Origin of the sequence: Streptomyces sp. NPDC058335, from assembly GCF_042723915.1 — a bacterium.
Lineage (GTDB): Bacteria > Actinomycetota > Actinomycetes > Streptomycetales > Streptomycetaceae > Streptomyces.
Genome location: NZ_JBHXHX010000036.1, coordinates 26703 through 44743, shown reverse-complemented (window position 1 = coordinate 44743; position 18041 = coordinate 26703). Strand labels below are relative to the sequence as shown.

14 protein-coding genes and 3 pseudogenes are annotated in these 18041 nt (G+C 68.5%); 5 read left to right on the top strand and 12 right to left on the bottom strand.

Translation table 11 applies throughout. From position 1 onward, the window contains the following. Nucleotides 1-325 precede the first annotated feature (325 nt). From ACFWJX_RS39695 to ACFWJX_RS39685, 3 genes and pseudogenes are all read right to left on the bottom strand, one after another. The gene (locus ACFWJX_RS39695; RefSeq protein ID WP_383251834.1) at nt 326-733 is read right to left on the bottom strand and encodes a hypothetical protein; all 408 of its coding nucleotides are present in this window, start codon (nt 731-733) and stop codon (nt 326-328) included. A 989-nt stretch (nt 734-1722) separates the two neighbouring features. Further along, nucleotides 1723-1911 carry a hypothetical protein gene (locus ACFWJX_RS39690; protein ID WP_383251832.1) on the bottom strand — a complete coding sequence of 63 codons (189 nt, stop codon included), beginning with the start codon at nt 1909-1911 and terminating at the stop codon, nt 1723-1725. Nucleotides 1912-1965: 54 nt separating this feature from the next. After that, nucleotides 1966-2896 (bottom strand): annotated as a pseudogene (locus ACFWJX_RS39685) (IS5 family transposase). 311 nt (nt 2897-3207) lie between these two features. Between ACFWJX_RS39685 and ACFWJX_RS39680 the strand changes: the two are divergent. The 3 genes from ACFWJX_RS39680 to ACFWJX_RS39670 all read left to right on the top strand — a co-directional run bounded on the left by ACFWJX_RS39680 (nt 3208) and on the right by ACFWJX_RS39670 (nt 7120). Beyond that, complete coding sequence (locus ACFWJX_RS39680; RefSeq protein WP_383251830.1) at nt 3208-5751, top strand: Helicase associated domain protein; 2544 nt, start codon at nt 3208-3210, stop codon at nt 5749-5751. A gap of 198 nt (nt 5752-5949) precedes the next feature. Beyond that, nucleotides 5950-6324, top strand: coding sequence for a hypothetical protein (locus tag ACFWJX_RS39675; RefSeq protein ID WP_383251829.1), 375 nt, complete (start codon nt 5950-5952; stop codon nt 6322-6324). A gap of 442 nt (nt 6325-6766) precedes the next feature. Next, nucleotides 6767-7120: a hypothetical protein gene (locus ACFWJX_RS39670; protein ID WP_383251827.1), complete on the top strand. Its 354-nt coding sequence runs from the start codon at nt 6767-6769 to the stop codon at nt 7118-7120. Between the two features lie 200 nt (nt 7121-7320). On the opposite strand, the gene ACFWJX_RS39665 is transcribed toward ACFWJX_RS39670, so the two are convergent. Both ACFWJX_RS39665 and ACFWJX_RS39660 read right to left on the bottom strand, forming a co-directional pair. Next, nucleotides 7321-8445, bottom strand: a complete 1125-nt coding sequence (locus ACFWJX_RS39665) for a hypothetical protein (RefSeq protein ID WP_383251826.1) — start codon at nt 8443-8445, stop codon at nt 7321-7323. A 76-nt stretch (nt 8446-8521) separates the two neighbouring features. Continuing rightward, nucleotides 8522-9076 carry a hypothetical protein gene (locus ACFWJX_RS39660; protein WP_383251824.1) on the bottom strand — a complete coding sequence of 185 codons (555 nt, stop codon included), beginning with the start codon at nt 9074-9076 and terminating at the stop codon, nt 8522-8524. Nucleotides 9077-10008: 932 nt separating this feature from the next. On the opposite strand from ACFWJX_RS39660, the pseudogene ACFWJX_RS39655 reads away from it, so the two are divergent. Then, nucleotides 10009-10461: pseudogene (locus tag ACFWJX_RS39655) on the top strand (transposase); the annotation flags it as partial. Between the two features lie 328 nt (nt 10462-10789). Here the strand turns inward: ACFWJX_RS39655 and ACFWJX_RS39650 are convergent. The 6 genes and pseudogenes from ACFWJX_RS39650 to tap form a co-directional block, all read right to left on the bottom strand. Next, a pseudogene (locus tag ACFWJX_RS39650) lies at nt 10790-11675 on the bottom strand (IS5 family transposase). A 21-nt stretch (nt 11676-11696) separates the two neighbouring features. Next, a complete protein-coding gene (locus ACFWJX_RS39645) occupies nt 11697-12029 on the bottom strand; it encodes a hypothetical protein (protein ID WP_383251822.1) in 333 nt (110 codons plus the stop codon). 290 nt (nt 12030-12319) lie between these two features. Next, nucleotides 12320-12616: a hypothetical protein gene (locus ACFWJX_RS39640; RefSeq protein WP_383251820.1), complete on the bottom strand. Its 297-nt coding sequence runs from the start codon at nt 12614-12616 to the stop codon at nt 12320-12322. After that, nucleotides 12613-12810, bottom strand: coding sequence for a toxin-antitoxin system HicB family antitoxin (locus ACFWJX_RS39635; RefSeq protein WP_383251819.1), 198 nt, complete (start codon nt 12808-12810; stop codon nt 12613-12615). The genes ACFWJX_RS39640 and ACFWJX_RS39635 overlap by 4 nt, the downstream gene beginning before the upstream one ends. Before the next feature lie 196 nt (nt 12811-13006). Further along, entirely contained in the window at nt 13007-13564 is a 558-nt protein-coding gene (gene tpg, locus ACFWJX_RS39630; protein WP_383251817.1) for a telomere-protecting terminal protein Tpg, read from the bottom strand. Nucleotides 13565-13570: 6 nt separating this feature from the next. Further along, entirely contained in the window at nt 13571-15829 is a 2259-nt protein-coding gene (gene tap, locus ACFWJX_RS39625) for a telomere-associated protein Tap (protein WP_383251815.1), read from the bottom strand. 77 nt (nt 15830-15906) lie between these two features. Between tap and ACFWJX_RS39620 the strand changes: the two genes are divergently transcribed. Next, a complete protein-coding gene (locus tag ACFWJX_RS39620; protein ID WP_383251814.1) occupies nt 15907-16146 on the top strand; it encodes a hypothetical protein in 240 nt (79 codons plus the stop codon). 96 nt (nt 16147-16242) lie between these two features. Here ACFWJX_RS39620 and ACFWJX_RS39615 read toward each other — a convergent pair whose 3' ends face one another. Then, nucleotides 16243-17559, bottom strand: a complete 1317-nt coding sequence (locus ACFWJX_RS39615; RefSeq protein WP_383251812.1) for a hypothetical protein — start codon at nt 17557-17559, stop codon at nt 16243-16245. Nucleotides 17560-18041: the final 482 nt, after the last annotated feature.

Genomic DNA, 18041 nt, shown 5'->3' with positions numbered 1-18041 from the left:
TCGGTTAGTTGTATATTATACGGGTACCATATCGCTGCGCGATATGCAAGCGAACACCCGCGCTGCGCGCGGGTGTTGCGCTCCCGCTCCGCGTGAGCGCCAGCGGGACGCGCAGCGGACGGAGCTGTGGGGCCTGCGGCCCCACAGGGGTGACTTCCGCTGCGCTCCAGCCACCCGATGGCGCGATGCGCCACACCAAAGGGGCCGGCCCCGCTGCGCGGTGCCTGGCCGCGGGCCTTTGGCCCGAGCAGCAACAAGGAGGGGGTCTGGTGGTGTGGTCGAGGCAGCCCGCCGGCCTGAGCGGCCCCGGCTCTCACGGCGGTGTTCAGGACTGCGGATCGCTGCCCTCGCCAGGGAACGCCGCGTACAGGGCTTCGGCATGCACCGCATCCCACTGGCTGATCCGCAAACGCTCCACCCCGCCCTCGTGCCGGCGCAGCTCGATCTCCTGCCCCTTGTCGAACTCCACCCGCACCCGCGGATTCCTGCACACCGCCACGGCCTCGCCGCGCATCATCTCGAACCAGACACCGCGTATGGCGTACTGGAGGTCATTGCCCCGGTGGCGCAGTACTCGTACCCGATGGTCGGTCAACAGAAGCGAAGCGCGTCGCGGGAGCAGGCCCCACAGTGTGCGTCCGTATGTCACCGCACAGCCGGCTGTCATCCGCTCGCCCTCAGGAACCCACTGGGTCAAGCGTTCGCGGTCCACCGACCACTTGGCCGCTTCCATCGCCATCCCCCTCGTCTTCCGCATGACCGCGTCACTGTTCGGTGCTCATCTACCCGGAAGCAGCACAAGGGAGCGGGCTGGCCGATGTGGTCAGGCAGACGGGCGGCCGGTGATGGCCGGCAGGGTCGTTGTCCCGATCCGCCGGTAGGTCCTGAAGCCGTACACGGTCATCGCTGTCCAGATGACGGTACTGACCAGAGGCCACCACAGGTCCCGTCCCCCTTCGCCCTGGACGAGATTGATGACCCAGCTGACCGCCCAGCTGACCGCGAGAACAAGTGCCGCCCACCTGGCCCACCGCCAGATCCGCATCGTTCCTCGGGCACGGGTTGCCTGTGTGCTCTGATCATCCTGTCGGGGTCGTGTGCCATCCATACCTATCCGCCTACCCCCTGCCCTCCCCTTGCCTCCCGACGTCTGGGAGAGGGCCGAAAACAGACGGCACCACCGGCTTCAGAGATGCTCACAGGGTTCGGTCCTGCCAGGGTCCTTCATCCAGCCACACTGTGAGGGCTATTTACCCGCCAGAGCAGTTGAGGGCAACGACCTGAACCAAGCCCGCGAAGAGGCGCAGAAACACGAGGAAACCAGGGGTCGCGGATGGTACTGCCTTACCGGCGGTTCGTCAGGCGTGCGCGTGGCGTGGTGCAGTGGCCCTGTGTGATGCGGGATGGTGCGCGGGGCGTCGCGAGCCTGCGGCCTGAAGGCGGTGTAGCCATAGGGAGGCTGTGAGCAGGAGGCCGCTGAAGGCGGCCAGGAGAAGGGCGGATACCCACATCTGCCGGCTGCCGGGCAACTGCCAGGCCGTCCAGGCAGTCAATACCGCCCACAGCAGGGCGCCTCCCGCATAGAAGGTGCGGACCCGGCGCAGCTGCCGCACGGCCCGCAAGGACATGACGCGATCAGTTGTGGATGCCATGCCGGCCCATGTACCCCAGTGCACACTCTTCAACGGATCGGGTTGGTCGGGTTCGTCCTTCGGCCGCCGTTCACTCTTGCTGTTGGGTGCGTCCTTCGAAGTCGCGTCGCATGGCCGCGCCTTGGTCCTCGACCAGCCCTGCAGCGTCGGGGAGGTCCAGGACGGCGCCGCAGTGGTTGCACAGTTTCCCGTCTTCGGCCGGCGTGCCGCATGCCTTGCAGAACCGGTTGCCCTCGTCGGTTTCAGTCTTGTGTGTCATGGCTCTCCAGGGACAGGGTGGACAGCGGCGGATGCCTAGGCGCTGTTTCTCGGATCATGTGCGGAGCCAGATCATGAGTGCTGCGACGGTGACTGTGCCGAGGTAGGTGTAGGCCCGTTTCTCGTAGCGTGTGGCGACTGCGCGGAAGCCTTTGAGACGGTTGATGGCACGTTCAACTGTGTTCCGCTTCTTGTAGCGTTCGCGGTCGAACCCGGTGGGCCGACCACCTTGGGAACCGCGGCTGCGTCGGTGTCTGCGCTGGTCGAGTCGTTCGGGGATGGTGTGCGCTATGCCGCGTCGGCGCAGGTAGCGGCGGTTTTCGCGGGATGTGTAGGCCTTGTCGGCCAGGACGTGGTCGGTCGGCTGCGATGCCGGCCGACGCCGCTGCGGGGCACCGACAGCTGCCCCAGGACAGGCTGCAGTTGGGGGCCGTCTCCGTAGTGTCCGGGTGTCAGGACAACGGCGAGCGGTCGACATCGTCCGTCCGCTGCGAGGTGGATCTTGGTGGTGAAGCCGCCGCGGGAGCGTCCCAGGCACTCGCCGATCTGACCACCTCCTCCAGCCGGACGACCAGTTTCCGAAGAACCGGATCGTCCTGGTTCGTCCGCGGGCGAACCCCCTTTTGAGGAACCGCGGCGGGCGGTACCTTCCTTGCCCCGGCGGCGTGCTGGTGAGCCCGCACCGCCGTGGAGTCGACGGACACATCCCAGTCGATCCGTCCCGCGGCGTCCTCGGCGGCCTGCACCTTCGACAGAAGCATCTGCCAGGTACCGTCCGCCGACCAGCGGCGATGGCGTTTGTAGACCGTCTCCCACGGCCCGAACCGCTCCGGTAGATCCCGCCACTGCACCCCTGTACGGACCCGGTACAGCACCCCGTTGATCACCCGCCGGTGATCGCTCCACCGGCCCCCACGTGCACCACCGCGAGGTAAGAACGACTCCAGCCGATCCCACTCCGCATTCGTCAGATCTCCACGTCCCATACAGCCAGCCTGCCGCCAACACCCCACTCAAGGAGGGAGATCCGAGAAACAGCGCCTAGTACCCATGGCGCCGGTGTTGACTCGTCTAGGCATTTGCTTCATTTTGAGGTTGCGATAGACTCTGGGTTTCAGTGGCTCCTGGGTTGTGGGATCTGTGTGGCGCTGCAAGGTGATCGTCTGTGTCCCGGAGCAGAGGTGTGATTGCGGTGTCTTGGTGGCGCGCCGTGACCATCGCATGGCAGTGGCATGCTGGTTGCTGGTTTTTGGCGTGTGGAATTTTTCGTCCAGCCTGTAGAAAATGGCAGATCGGAATGGCTGTGAAGGAACTCCGTCCTCACCAGCGAGAAGCCGTGGACGCGGTTCTCCGGACACTCGAATTGCCTGCAAGATCTACTGTGCCGGAGCGGGGGCTGCGCACTCAGGTGATCATGGCGACCGGATCGGGCAAGACCCTGGTGGCCACCCGAAGTGCCGAGGAGCTCCGTGCGGACCGCGTACTGGTCCTTGTGCCCTCCCTGGATCTACTCGCCCAGACGGAAGCCGCGTGGCGCGCGGGAGGCCGCACAGGCACGATGATCGGGGTTTCGTCCCTGCGGGGCGAGGAGGCGTCCTTTCCGAACACCACGGACGTCGGGGAGCTGGTCGACTGGGTGCGGCCGCTCGACAAGGTCACCGTCTTTGCGACGTACGCCTCGCTCGGGCTCGGCACACTCGAGCGCGCGCACGCCGCCGGCCTTCCGGGGTGGTCGCTGATCGTCGTCGACGAGGCGCACCGGGTTTCGGGCCGGATCGGGAAACCGTGGGCGGTCGTTCACGACAACACGCGCATCCCCGCCCTGCGCCGGCTGTACATGACCGCCACACCCCGGCTGTGGCAGCTCGACGAGAACTCCGAGGCTGCGCCAGGCGTGCAGGGTGAGCTGGTGGCCTCGATGGAGGACGCCCCGGACGGGCCGTTCGGGGCGCGCTGCTACACGTTGACGCTGTCCGAGGCGATCGACCGGGGCATCTGCGCGCCGTACCAGGTGGTGTGCCTGGACATCACCGACACCCAGCTCCAGGCGGCGCAGCTGCTGGGTGTGGAGGGCCGCTCGGATGAGGTGCGCGGGGCCCGGCTCGCCGCCCTGCAGACAGCGCTGGTGAAGGCCTCGGCGGAGCAGGGCTTGCGTAGGACGCTCGTCTTCCACCACCAGGTGAAGGAGGCCGAAGCGTTCGCAGTCGGCCTCCCCCACGTCGCCGGCCGGCTGCATGCCGCCGAGCCGGAGCTGTATCCCAAGACGATCTGGGCCGACTGGCTGTGCGGCGACCACAGGCCGCTCCACCGCCGCCGGCTCCTTGGGGAGTTCGCCGACGGAATCGCCGCAGACGGCACCGTCGTGGAGAAGAGCTACCTGAGCTCTGTGAAGGTCCTCGGAGAAGGCGTGGACACGTCCCGGTGCGACTCCGTGTACTTCGCGGACGTGCGCGGCTCGATGCCGGACCTGGTCCAGGCCGTGGGCCGGGCGCTGCGGATGCAGCCGGGCGAGGGGAAGATGGCCTCGCTCGTGGTGCCCGTTCTGCTCGGCCCCGGCGAGACAGCCGACAACATGCTCACCTCCCGGGCGTTCGGCGGACTGGCCAAGCTGCTGGAAGCCTTGCGTGCCCACGATGCCCGTGTCGTGGAAGCACTCGCCGAGCAGCAGGCCCGCAGCAGCGTTAGAGGCGTGCAGAGCCGTAGCGGGGACCAAGAGGGCGAAGAAGCCAGCAGCGACCGAAGCGACTGGCTGTCGGCGCCCGCCCGTCAGCTGCTGAAATTCAGTACGCCGCGCGATCCGGCGCAGCTGGCCGCGTTCATCAACCTGCGCGTCCTCAACCCCGAGCACGAGCACTGGCGACGCGGCATCGAAGCTGCTGTCATCTACGCCCGCGAACACGGCGACCTCAAGGTGCCCTTCACCTACCGGGTGCCCGGCGGGGAGGACCAGGCGGTGGAGGCCGAGGGGTGGCCGGCCTCGCTCGTCGGATTCCCGCTCGGGCAGTGGATCGCCGACGCCCGCCGCTTCTACGCCCGCGGGAACATGGACGCCGACCGCGTTGCCCATCTGGAAAAGCTCGGCATGATCTGGTCGCACTACGACGTCGCCTGGGAAGAAGGACTCGCGGCCGCACGCGGGTGGGCCGCCGAACACGGGCACCTCCTGGCGCCCGCGGACGCCACCTACCAGGGATACCGGGTGGGGATCTTTCTGAAGAACGCGCGGGCCGCGGCCCGCCGGGCCGCCGAGAACGAGCAGCGGCGTGCCCAGGGGCTGCCCGTGCAGTCAGCGGCCGGGGCGCTGTCGGACGAGCGGCGCGAGCAGCTCGAGGACATCGACGCGTCCTGGTGCCCGAGCTGGTCGGTGACCTGGCAGCGGTGCTTCCACCTCGTACGGCTGCACCTGGACGCCGGTGAGGCGCTGCCCACCGAGGTGGGCGAAGTCCTGCGCCAGGGCGAGGATCTGGGGCGGTGGGTGCAGTCGGTGCAGCTCGGGTGGGACCAGCTCACGACCGTGCAGCAATGGATGTGCGAACACATCCTCGGCATCGAGCCCGCGACCGAGGACGAGAAGCCGAAGCCGCGCCGTACACAGGCCGACAAGTGGGCGATGCATTACGAGGCCGCCAAGCAGTTCTACCAGCGCGAGGGACACCTGCGGGTGCCGAGAAAGCACGTCGAACGGATCGCCGTCGGCGGCGACGGGAGCAGCGGCGAGGACCAGGAAGTAGTTCGGGAGCTCCGGCTCGGGGCGTGGATCGACAACCAGCGCAGCCGGGCAGCGACGCTCACACCGGAACGGATGGAGAGGCTGTCCGCCATCGGCATGCGATGGACCTGACCAGGACCGACCGTATCGAGAAGCGTTCACCCGCCCCAGTACGCGCACGCGTGATGTACGGAAAAAGTACGCGCCATGTAGAAGCCTGGCGTATGTGGTCAATCGTGCCCTGCGGGTCGCCCGTCTCCGTAGGATCGCCGGTCATGGCACGGGCGGCTACCGGCTGCCGCCACGCGCGACTGGTGACGGGGAGGCAACGTGTCCGCAGACGACATCGAGCGCGCGCTGCAGAAGCAGCGTGACGCGGAGAATGCTGCGCAGCAGGCCGAGGAGCGGCGACGGGCCGAACTGTTCGCCGCAGGTGCCGAGGCCGCGCGCGGGTTCATCGACCTGATGCGCCGGCACGGAGTGCAGCCCGAGACGGTCTACGAGTACGAGCAGGTCAAGCGCCGCAAGAACCGGTTCGCCAAGTGGGAGACCGTCGACGCGTACACGCCCGTCACCCAGGGCTGGGTCGTCAGCTACTACATCAGCGAGTTACGGCGAGCCCTGGAGCATCATGCTGCTACAGGTCGACGGCAGGATCCGAGAGTGCTCAAGGCGCAGCCCGTACAAGATCGGGCTACCAGTTGAAGGACTGCTACCGCATGCACCCCGCACGGCGTTGGGAACGGCACACACCCTTTGCGTCAAACCGGGGTACGAGCCAGGCACTCCGACCGTGACGATCGAGAAGTACGCCGAAGCCGCTCAGTGGTACCTGGGCTAGAGGCCGTGCGACGAGCGCGCAGGACTCGCACCGCATCGTCCAGAGACGACACTGTTCAGCCGCGGACTGCACGTGCCAGAGGCCGTCGCCGTCCGGACGGGCGTGCAATGTTCCGAGGTACCGCTCGTTCTCGTAGATGGCCCAGGTAGGGCGCTCTGTGTCGTCAGGCTGTACGAACCGCGCAGGCAGGCCATCGACCCGCCGACTGAAAGCATCTCCCCGCTCACCCGCGAACCCGGCGCAGCCCTGGGCCCACCGCGCGCCTCGAAAGAGGCGATGGTCAGCCTTCCGGCAGGGAGGTTCTGCGTGCTCCATTCACTGATCATGGAACGCTTCACGCCAGCCGCCGTCCGCCCCTGCACGCACGCCGGGAGGACTCATCCTGCAAGCGCCCGGGCGCTACACGATGGCGGCTGGAACAGCGTCCTCGCCGGTCCATTCCCCGTCGAAGAGCGCGGCGACCAGGCGTACGTCCGCATCGGGCAGTTGGCCGGCACGGTGCTTGGTACGGGCCTTGGCCAGCCAGGCCCCGATCCTGACGGTGTCGCCGTCGACGCGTATGGTCTCGCGGGCGGCGGGGGCGCGGCCTTCGCGGTGCAGGAAAAGTTCCAGGAGCTGGACGGTCTAGGCGAAGGCACTGGCGACCTCAAAGCCGGTTAGCCCTAATCGATCCCCCCTGTCTGGCTCCGTCAAACGACTGGCGGAAGGGCTCACCAGCGACGTTGCAGGCATTTACGGCCAGCCGCCACACGTACGTGCGAGCCAGCAGGGTCACGCCTCACGGGCAGAAAACGCCGGTGCGGCCTGGCTCGCCGGCGTCGGGTACCGGTCGGCCACGCAACGAGCTTTTGGCGCACCTCTCAGTCGGTGGAGGCGCTCCAAATCTGGGCTTGGTTGACGACCGGGAGCGGTTCGGCCCGCTTGTCGGTCGTGTTGTGGGGGGCGTTGACGGAAGTGAGCGCTCCGGAGCGTTGGTCGAGCAGCAACAGGTTGGAGCCTGACCAGGCGGTCCCGAAGGTTTGGTCCAGGTCGCTCGAGCCGGCGGTGGGGAGTGTGTCGAGTTCTTGTTCCTGGCAGGTGTTTTCGTTCAGGTCGAGGATCGCCAGGTGGTTGGTGCGCAGAGCGCTTGCATACCAGTAGCCGCTGGGGTCGAGTGTGCCCATGCCTACGGTGTCGCCGTGCGTGCAGGAGGGAGCGGAGGCATTCTTTCGTTTCTCGATGTTGTAGACGTGGGTGCAGTTGCCTGTGTCGCATGTGTCGTCACGCCAGATGACGTGGTTGCCGGCGGCGGCGACCACGCTGGCGTTGGTGGCGACGGTTTCGGTGGCGGTGTCCGCCCGGGTGTTGAGAAGCACTATGTCGGTCACCGCTCGTACGCCGGTGCCGCCTCCTCCCGTGTCGCCGGTGGTCCGTAGGGCGAGCAGGCCCTGGGAGGTGTCGGCGACCGGGCGCAGGCCGCAGGCCGCTTCCAGGGTGGTGCGGGAGGGGCGGCCGGAAGTCTCGTACAGGGTCACGGTGTAGCGAGTCGAGACCGATTGCGGCAGGTCCAGTCCGTTGCAGGCGGTATCGGTCGGCTCTTCGGTGACGGCCCAGAGCCGCTTGCCGTCAGCGGCGGGAAACCAGGCGCCGGCCTGGCCGAGGAGTACCGCTTTGCCGGGCTTGCGTGGCTCGATGGCTACGACCCCGCCGTCACGGATGCCTATGACCTGGCCGGAGGCGAGCTGGCGCGGGCTGGCGAGGCGGTAGGCGTCGGCGTTCTCCGCCCCGGCCGGCCGGGGGCCCACGACGCGGGGCGTTGCGTTCAGATCGTCCAGGACGGCTACCTCGCCCCCCAGATTGACCACGATGTCGTGCGGTGCGGACTGGCTGTCGTCGCCGTCCTCGCCCGGCCCGCATGCGGTAGCCATCGCCGTGAGAATGCCGAGGGCCAGCAGGGCACCACATCGCCGTCGGCGCGTCGTGATGTGAGTCGTCTTGTGGACCATCGGGTTCCCCCCAGTTTCGTCAGAGGTTGTGCTGATGCCGGAAGCGGGTGGTCAGCCCGCTCCCGGCGAGGTGGCCCTACGGCTTGGGCGTGCACGCACTCCTGGCCGTGCATTCCGAGAAGAAGGGGTAGGCGGTGATCCCGCTCAGCGTTCCCATGTTGCCCAGGAACCGCGCGCCACAGGCCGCAGTGTCCTGCCACTTCTCCACGGTGAACTTGCGCCGCTCGACCTTCGGCGTGGTGTAGCCGTAGCTTCTGCCCGGAACGTTGATGGTGTTCGACACCGTCTTGCCGCTGGTGGTCGAGCTGGTGATGTCGAAGCTCGTCTTGGCCTCCACCTGCCCGATCCCCCAGCTCACGCTCCCGCCAGCCTCGGCACCCCAACTCGTCTGTTTCGACCTCGTGGTCGTCAGGTCGTAACGCAGGATCGATGCCGTGGAACTCGAGTTGTACTTGCCGGCGGTGCTCCCGACCGCCTCGTACGAGGCCCCTGAAGACACCACCTTGTACCAGACGTCCGGCGGACAGGCCTGCGTACCGGTCTCGTCTGCCGCCGCGGACGGCGCCATCATCAGTCCCGCCCCCATGATGACCGCTCCGGCCGCCGCTAATCTACGCACGCCGAGGTGCATTTCGAATCCCCCATGTGTTTTGTGAGTTACCTGAACTGGTCAGTGATCAGGCACTCAGAGCCCACCATGCACAAGACAAACACAGCAAGGCCTTATCCACATTGTTGAGCAGCTTCTGAGCTTGGAACATCGCCATCCGGAACGCACGTGTGGCCGATGCAGCGGCTTGTTTCGCCGCAAGCCGACAAGCAACAGCACACTGCACCCGCAGATAAATTTCCGCCAAAAGAGCTGGTCACAGCAGGGTTGATCAGAATTACAGGCCGAAAATTCGAAGCCAGCAATTGATTGAGTAATCAACGATGGGACGGATAGATGTCACTTCATTGGCTTGATCTTGGGGCAGTCCAGTCATGCGCATGTGTCATGCGCTGGGACGCCGCGCCGCGCCCGTCCCGGATCGCCGCCGTCACCGTCGGGCTGGCCCGCGCCAACGAGTACTCGTCCCCATTAGCTTGTTCTTTATCTACCGTCTGCGTCATAGGGCGGGGATGGACGATTCCAGACGGCGTGACCGGCTGACAACCTTTCGCAGTTCGCGGGCACTTCGGGGTGATATGGCCTGCATCACGGTGTCGAGGAGGGCTCGGACTTCGAGGGGGTCGCCGCAGCAGTACCAGTGCACGTTGCCCCACTCGTAGTCGTGCCACAGATCCCGCTCGGGCTGGTGGACGTAGTTCTTCCACAGGCCCACAGTTGTGCTGACATCGCCTGGCTGCAGATAGTTGCGGGTGTGCTCGAGTGCTCGAGACTGGCGATCTCGGACAGTGCACGCGAAGACAGGCCGTCGATAACTGGCCTTGCACCGGTTGTCAGGTGGCTGCCGGGGGCGCCAGCACGGATCTGTCCTGGCCGTCTACGCGGCATGGACTTTCGGTTCGTCGTCATGCGGTGCACGGTGCCACGGGCTCGAATGGCGTCTCGAACCGATTCGCTCGCATGGGCATTCGCCGGACGGCGGCCTGAACCACGGCCGGATCAACGTCGACCGGCTCCAGCCGGTGCTGGCCGGGCTGCCGCGTTTCGAGGGCGGGCGCCTGGTCCTGGCGGTCGACGTGTCGCCATGACTCCGCTCGGATGCGCCATGTTCAGCAGAGCGGCTGTTCTGCCACGTCTACGGCCGCGCGAAGACAGCATCGCAGTTCATTCCGGGCTGGCCCTACTCCTTCGTGGCCGTGCTGGAGCCGGGTGCCACCTCCTGGACCGCGATCCTGGACACGGTTCGGCTCGACCCGGCGGACGATGCGACCGCGGTCACCGCTGCCCAGCTCCGAGGAGTCGTTGAACGGCTCGTCGCCGCAGGCCACTGGCAAGCCGGGGACCCGGCCATCGTGATCGTCAGCGACGCCGGCTACGACGTCGCCCGCCTTCTGCAAGTCGGACGCGCGTCCCGTCCTTTCATCTGCTCGTTGCACCACGCGGGGCCCGCTCACGGGAGGTGTCCCCCGGCCTGCGGCCGGCGGTGTCCTGAGCCCGACTCCCCCAACCGGCTAGCTGGGCATGACGCCCCTCCAGCCGCCATCCCCCGCCCCCGCGCCGCGGTCTACGGCCAAGGGCCCGGGCAAAGCACAGCCAGCATCCCAACGCGGCCTGACAGCGTTGGCGCAATACGTCGCCCGAGAAGGAGAGCCCTCGACGAACGGGCCCACCGCGAGAAGGTCGTCATCGACGGCCAGCACCACGACCTGGCACTAGGCCGTGTCTGACAAATGATCACGGTTCACGTAGCCAGAGGATGAGCGAGGCGAGTCGGAGACCAGCGAGGTAGCGGGCAGCCGACTTGTCGAAGCGGGTGGCCACAGCCCGGAACTGCTTGAGCCTGCTGAAGCAGCGTTCGACCACATTACGGGCCTTGTACTGCTCTGTATCGAAGGCTGGCGGCCGCCCGCCGGCGGATCCTCGGCGCTTTCGGTTGGCGATCTGGTCGGACCGTTCCGGGATGACCGCTCGGATGCCGCGCCGTCGTAAGCCGGTCCGGATGGCTCGTGACGAATACGCCTTGTCGGCGATGACCGTCTCGGGCCTGCGACGGGGTCGGCCTGAGGACAGGCGGGGCACTCGCACCGCGTCCAGCACCATGTCGAAGACCGTTGAGTCGTTGACGTTGCCTGGAGTGACGACGATGGCCAGAGGCAGACCGCGGCCGTCGGCTGCGAGGTGGACCTTGGTTGGTCAGCCCGCCGCGGGACCGGCCGAGTACCTGGCCAAGCGTCGGATGTGGCGGATCTTCCAGTTCGGCCTGTGCCAGTGCCCCCTTTTGCGGGCTCCGGCGGCGTGCTGGTGGGCACGGTTGATGGTGGAGTCAATCGACACGGTCCACTCCACCGTGCCCACCGCATCATCTTTGACCTGCACGTACTCCAGCAGCCTTGCCCAGGTTCCGTCCGTCTCCCAGCGGGCGAAGCGTTCGTAGACGGTCTGCCAGGGACCATAGCGCTCGGGCAGGTCACGCCAGGGTGCCCCCGGTCCGCAACCGCCAGAGCACGCCGTTCACCACCTGGCGGTGATCCCGCCACGGCCGCCCACGACCATCAACACGCGGTAGCAGTGGGCCTATCCGCTCCCACGCCGCATCCGTCAGTTCACCCCGACCAACCACAAGATCAATGATCAGGTATGGCTAGTCACCCATGAACCACAAGTAGCTGCCCGGCGTTGCCGCACACGCTTCGAGAAGCTCGGCAAGGTCGAGCAGGGCCGCTTTCTGCTGGTCGTCAGTACACGCCTGTGTCAGGGCGGTGACTTCCTGGCGGGCGACTTGAGCCTCCTGTTCGTTAAACAGCGTGTCGCCGTACGGATCCACCCAGCCGAGCTTGCCCGAGCCATGCCCGTCGAGGGTGCTCAGCACACTAGCCAACGCCTCACCGTGCTCGTAAGAGCCCCGCAGCAAGGTCTCCCGGGACGAACCCTTTCGCGTGGGTCGCCCCGAGTGCAGTTCCAGCTCAATCCCCATGAGCCCTCCTTCGGCTTCGGACACGAAGCTTCGCAGAGATCATTTGTCAGACACGACCTAGGCATCTGGTACTCCAACTAGAAACATGCCGCGACAAACTCAGCGCCGAGCAGATCAGCGCGTTGCGGAACCTGGGCGGGGAGTGGGCGTGACACTCCCGTTAGCGGGTCGGTGAACCGACCGGACACCCAGAGCACAGAGAGACCCCGGGCCACAGATGCCTTCTCGTGCTGTCTCGCTGCAGGGCGTCGCCATGCCAAAGGTCACTTCGGCGCCCCGTCTGCCTGCGGCTACAGGTCGAGGACGGCGCGCAGCGCCTGGTCCACGCGGGCCATCGCCGCGGGGTCGACCTCACCGAGGAGTTTCCCGCCGTCGAACCGGGCGACCCTGAGCTGCTGAAGGTTGACGGCGACCGCGGTGCAGGCGAGCGGGTCGTCGATCACGACGGACATGGCGGTGTCGGGATAGCGGCCGGAGGGATGCAGCACGATCGCGAGCACCGCCCCATGAGCCTCCTCCAGCCCGGTCAGGGAGACGACCAGGACGCTGCGGCCATCGGACAGAGTCCAGATCTCACCGCGCCTCACAGGGCGTCGCCCTCTCCCGCCAGGTCGTCGCCGAGGCCGAGCGCGGCAAGCTGCTGCGCGGCGTCGAGAGTCGCGGCACGACGGGCCGCGCGCACCACGTAGGCGTTCACGCTCAGACCCGCCACCACGGCGGCCGCCTTGATCGAAGGAGCGAGCTCATCGGGGATGCGCAGAGTCATGGTGGTAACAGCCATGAATGCAGACTAGCCACCGCTTCACGGTGGCGTAAGGCGGTTGCAAGTTTCGCACTAAGGCTGATCATTCCCCGGTGCCTGACGGCCGGCCCGCGCGCGGCAGCCGGACACCGTGTGCGCTGTGCTCGTCCCGTGCATTCGGGCCAGCGCGGTGAGGTCACCCCGGGGTCCCGCCGGTGCGCCGCACCGGCGGCTGCTACAGGTCGAACTCGAGGTGCTCGATGTCCGTGAACCGGACCTCCTCCAGGCTTCCGGCGCGGCGGCCGCCGTCCTGGAAGTACACCTCCTTGAGTGCCTCAGCGGCCAGTTCCTGGAGGCGCTGCTCGGTGGCACCTTGCTCCTGGGCGTCGAAGAGGCGGGCGGCGTGCTGCGGGGGCAGGGCGACGGTCAGGTGCCGGATGCGGTCCTGGTCCGTGGACCCGATCGGTGCGGTGTAGCCGAGGCGGGCGCGGGTGTCGATGACGATGCCGCCGGTGGTCGCCGCCCGTTCCTTGGCCTTGGCGCGGATCTGCGGCTGCCACCGCTTTTTCACCTCGCGTTCCAGGCGCGCGGCGAGGTCCGGGCGGGGCTTTTTGATCTGGTCCTTCACGTACCGCTCGACGGTGCGCTGGGAGATCCGCAGCATCTGGGCGACGGCCCGGGTGCCCTTGTACTGCTTGACCAGGTACCGCATCTGGGCGCCGGCCGACTTCGGGATCGGGCGGGTGAACGCCCGCTGCACCGCCTGGTCCAGGCCGTCTGCGAACATGCTCATCGCCTGCTACTCCCCGCTGTCCTTGTCCGTGACCTGCCCGTCCTTGATGTAGCGGGCGAGGTTGAGTTCGGGGGCGTTGAACCGCTCGCGGACCTCTTCCCCCCACAGGACGGACTGGGTGCCCTCGTGCTTGACCAGGCCCGGGTTGATGCCGAGTTTGAAGCCGCCGGGCAGGGGCTTGCCGTCGCGGTAGGGCAGGAAGTCCAGCGGTGACGTTCCGTCGGCTGCGTAGACGACGCAGTCGGAGAGGACCGCGACCGGGTACTGGCCGGTGAACGCCGCGTGCTTGACGATCTTGCGGTGGAGGTTGATCCGGGTGCGGGAGATGACCGCCGCGCGGATGTCCGGCCGCCACGTCGGGCGGGCAAGGGCGCGCCACGGCTGCCCGGGCTTCCAGCCCTCGCCGCGCGGCCGTTCGCGCAGCTTGCCCAGGCCGCCCTTGACCGTCGCCTTGATTGCCGAGACGACGATCGCCAGTTCCGGGTCGCGGCTCTTGTAGTCGTCCATCGCCGTGAGGAAGTCGGCCGGCGACAGGTCTGCGTGGACGCCGAGGTCGGCCATCGTGGCGAGGAAGGCGTCACGCAGCCGCTGGTACCAGCCGTCCAGGTAGCGGCCGTTGTCGTAGCGGACGTACGCCTCGACCGGCGTGACGTCGTAGCCGAGCTCTTGGGCGTAGGCGACGGTCGGCGTCGCGTACCAGGCCGGACCCTGCGGCCGCTCGCCCGACGGCGTGAACGGGCTGGGGAGCAGACTCGCGTCCAGGTCCGCCCACTTGTCCTTGCCGGTCTTCACCCGCGACAGGTCGACGTGGGAGAGGTCGACCAGCCAGGAGCCGGGCAGCTTCGGGTCGAACACCGGCGCCTTGACGTGCGTCGGCGCGCCGAGGCCGACGACCAGGCCGTTGGCGCCGGCGGCGAAGGCCATGTTCACGTCGATGCCGACAAGGTGCCGCAGGGTGCATTCGGCGTCGGTGAGCGGGCGCGCCCAGTCGTACGCCTCCTCGAACAGCTTCTCCCCGGGGCCGCGCACGTGGAAGCGCGGCAGGTCCGCCAGGAGCGGGTGCCCGTCGGGGGCCTCGCACGGCGCGCAGTCCACCGGATCCTTGCCCAGGCTGCCGGGGTTGTGCTCGGAGTGCCGCCTGCCGTCGGCGTCCGGCTCGGAGGCACGGGTCGGCGGGTGCAGGGCAGTCATCAGCTCCAGGCCGGTCACCGCGGTCGAACCGCGCGGCGTCATCACCCGGGACGCGTACACGCCCAGCACCCGGGCCAGTTCCGCCGGCGCAAGCTGCCCGGCGTGTCCCCAACTGCGCGGATCGAGCGCGTTCCAGGAGGGGATACACAGCTGCACGCAGGCCCGCTCCGAACCGGTCGCGGGGCGGTAGATCCTCGCCCACGGCCCCAGCCCGCGCTTCGTGAGCTTCCACTCCGCGCGCACCAGCTGCTTGACGACCTTGTGGCCCTCCGGAAGCCGCCCGGCATGGCGCTCCTCCTCCGTCAGGGCGACGGGGAGGCCGTAGCGCTTAAGCGCGGATGCGGTGAGCACCAGCAACGGGTCGGCGTCCTTGCCCGGACCGGACAGCCTCGGAGCGCCGAGCCTTGCTTCCTTCAGCGTCCACTCGACCAGGGACGGCAGGCTCTTGGCGGGCACGTCCAGGACCAGGCCACCGGTGCAGTACGCCAGGACCTGGCCGCCGGTATCGACGTCGACGACGGCGAGCGGACCGTTGGCGAACCGCGGATCACCGCCGCCCGAGGGAGTCGCGGCCGGATCCGCCTTCCGCGCGACCGGACGATGCGACGCCCCCGACGACGCCGGCTGCCCAGCCACCCGAGCTGGGGCAACGGGAGCAGTGGCAGAGGCAGGGGGTGGGGTGTTCCCGGTCCGGGGGTTCTCCGTTGCCGTCACGGCCGCAGCCTCGGAGACCGGCGCTGCGGCCGGAGTCCGGACTTCCGCAGCGGGGGCGGGCTTGCCGGTGGACCCCTCGGGCACCGCCGGGTCCTTCTCGGGGGCGGCGGGGGTGGTGGGGGCGGGGTAGAGCTGAGCGAGTTGCTTGAGCATCCGCGCATACGCGTCACGCTCCGGCGGCCGGGGCTCGGTCTTACCCGCCTCCCAGCCGGACACCGTGGCACGGCGCACCTTCAGCGCGGTGGCCACCTCGTCGATCGTCAGGCCATGCGCAGCACGCAGCCGCTTACGCTCCGACGGCGCCGGCAGCGCGGCGCGGGACGCGACCAGCGCGTCAACCGCGTCGAACAACTCGGACATGACAGCACCTCCCTGCGTACAACCCTAGCCCACAACCCGTACGAATTTCGCTTCTGTCGCGTACATATCGCGTACGCATGAGTGTTTCGAAGGGGTCCGTAGTACAGGGGTCCCTGCCCTGGCTGCGCAGGCACGACAACGACCTCTGGTGGCTGCGCCAGGAACACCAGCCCTTCACCATGGCCGGACAGCTGCGGGTGCTGGGCGGAGGCGGGCCTCGGTCACCGCACGCCGGGACGCGCTATTCGGCGGGCACCGTCCCGAGCCGGGCGCCTTCTTCCCTGTACGAGGCGGAAACCGGCGCAGAAGGCGCGTAGGCACGCGCTGCACGGGTCCGCTGCTGCGGCGCCTGCGGAATGGGCCACCGCAGCCCCGTCCTCCTGTGCCGGGCCGGGGCCCTGCACGGCAGACGGTCACACGGAGGGGAAGTTCCCGGCGGCGGTGTAGCGGGTGGCGGCCTGGATGCTGAGGCCGAACAGCTCGCAGATCAGCCGGACGTCGCCGCCGGCGGCCTGGGCCTCGTCGACGATGCGGTCGCCGCGCAGCAGGGTGCTGGAGGCCGGGTACTGGCGGTACAGCCAGGGCCGGCTGACCGGCACGGTGGACAGGGCGGTGCGGCTGGTGTGCGGCCAGCACAGGCGTACACGTACTGGTTCGGCGAGGCGGATGGTGCGGGCGGGCAGGTGCAGGCGGTCTGTTGCGAGGTCGCGGGCGTCGTTCAGGGTGAGGTGGCGGATCTCGCTGGCGCGCAGGGCGTGGAAGGCGAGCAGGGCAGTGATCGCGGCCCGGGCCGCATCCGGGCCGGTCAGAGCCTGGCGGATCGGGGCGGTGTCGGCGGGCAAGGGGATGGTGGGGGTCGGGGCGCCGACGCGGAGGTGCACGGCCGGGCGAGGCAGTGATGCGGTGGGTGCGAGCGTGGTGAACACGGCCCGCAGGCTCGAGGCGGTGTGGGCGTGGTCGGTGCCGGCCAGGCGGCAGGCGGCCAGGTGCTCTCTGAGCTGGGCAGGGGTGACGTCGGCGAGGTCGCGGGTGCCGGCGTCGGCGAGGCGGGTGAGGACGGGCAGCGCGAAGTGCAGCTGGTGGCGGACCGTTTTCGGGGAGTGGGGCCGGCTGCGTGGGCGCTGGGCGTGGCCGTTGAGGCGGACGGTGAGCCAGTGGGCGAGCTGGCCGGTCATCGGCTCGGGCAGGTGTGCGGTGATGCGGGCGAACCAGGCGTCGATGGCCGGGGTGCGGTCGTCCTCGGCAAAGTGGTGGGCGGCGAGGAACTCGTGCAGCAGGCGGGCGGGCAGGCTGAGCCCGGTCAGCTGGTCGATCAGGCTCATCGGGACGGCAGAGCCGGAGGTGTCCTGCACCGCCAGCAGAATGTGCAGGCCGCGGCGGGCCTTGCTGAGCCTGCGGCGTGTCCAGCCGCGGGACGCGGCCCAGCCGGTCAGCTCCTGGGCCAGCCATGCGGCTGCAACCGGATCGGCCACCGCGTTGCGCTGGGCGGCGGCGAGGGTGCGGGGCGGTGGGGCGAACAGGGCCAGCTGCTGAGGGGTCACGGCCGCCACCGGCGCCAATGTGTCGTGCGCGCCCGGCAGCGCCGGCCCGTCAGCGGGAAGGCGACAGCGTTCCTGCGGGCGGGTGTTGGCCAAAGACAGCTGCACCCAGCCGCCCTCGAGGGCCTGGGTGTAGGACAGGCGCGTATCCCCCGTCGCCCGGCGCAGCCGGGCGCGCTGCAGCCAGCACATTCGGCACACCCGGTCGTGGTTGACCGCCACCGGCCGCCGGCACCACACACACGGCCCGCCTGGACCTGCCTTCGAGAACTTGCGGTGCCAGCCCACACAGCCCCAGCAACGCCACCGCGAGGCCCGGCTGGTACCCCACGCGAAGCAGTCCGGACACGAACCGCGGCGCTCCGGCGAGAACGGATGGCAGCCGGCACACAGGCCCTGGTGATAGAAGAACCCCGCCCTGCCGCATACCGTGCACGGCGGCGGAACATGCGGCCCCCCGGGCAGGCAGGCAAAGCAGACATCGACGCGCGGCACCGTGAACGCCACCGGGCGCACCCCACACCCCGCACACACCGCAGGCCTTCCCCCACGTCCGGCCAGATCCCTTGCCCGTTGCGCCTCCCACCCGCTTCCCGCCCCACCTGGAAGACCCGGCCCCACGGGTGCGATCCGGTGCCGCATCAACCGCTCCTCATCGTCATGCCTGCCGCCAG

Bases quoted from the DNA above. Each gene is read 5' to 3' on its own strand.
- ACFWJX_RS39620 (WP_383251814.1), top strand. From the start codon at position 15,907: ATGAGTGTTTCGAAGGGGTCCGTAGTACAGGGGTCCCTGCCCTGGCTG.
- ACFWJX_RS39635 (WP_383251819.1), bottom strand. From the start codon at position 12,810: ATGGCTGTTACCACCATGACTCTGCGCATCCCCGATGAGCTCGCTCCT.
- ACFWJX_RS39695 (WP_383251834.1), bottom strand. From the start codon at position 733: ATGGAAGCGGCCAAGTGGTCGGTGGACCGCGAACGCTTGACCCAGTGG.
- ACFWJX_RS39680 (WP_383251830.1), top strand. From the start codon at position 3,208: ATGGCTGTGAAGGAACTCCGTCCTCACCAGCGAGAAGCCGTGGACGCG.
- ACFWJX_RS39645 (WP_383251822.1), bottom strand. From the start codon at position 12,029: ATGGGGATTGAGCTGGAACTGCACTCGGGGCGACCCACGCGAAAGGGT.
- ACFWJX_RS39660 (WP_383251824.1), bottom strand. From the start codon at position 9,076: ATGCACCTCGGCGTGCGTAGATTAGCGGCGGCCGGAGCGGTCATCATG.
- ACFWJX_RS39690 (WP_383251832.1), bottom strand. From the start codon at position 1,911: ATGACACACAAGACTGAAACCGACGAGGGCAACCGGTTCTGCAAGGCA.
- tap (WP_383251815.1), bottom strand. From the start codon at position 15,829: ATGTCCGAGTTGTTCGACGCGGTTGACGCGCTGGTCGCGTCCCGCGCC.
- ACFWJX_RS39665 (WP_383251826.1), bottom strand. From the start codon at position 8,445: ATGGTCCACAAGACGACTCACATCACGACGCGCCGACGGCGATGTGGT.
- ACFWJX_RS39615 (WP_383251812.1), bottom strand. From the start codon at position 17,559: ATGTGCTGGCTGCAGCGCGCCCGGCTGCGCCGGGCGACGGGGGATACG.
- tpg (WP_383251817.1), bottom strand. From the start codon at position 13,564: ATGAGCATGTTCGCAGACGGCCTGGACCAGGCGGTGCAGCGGGCGTTC.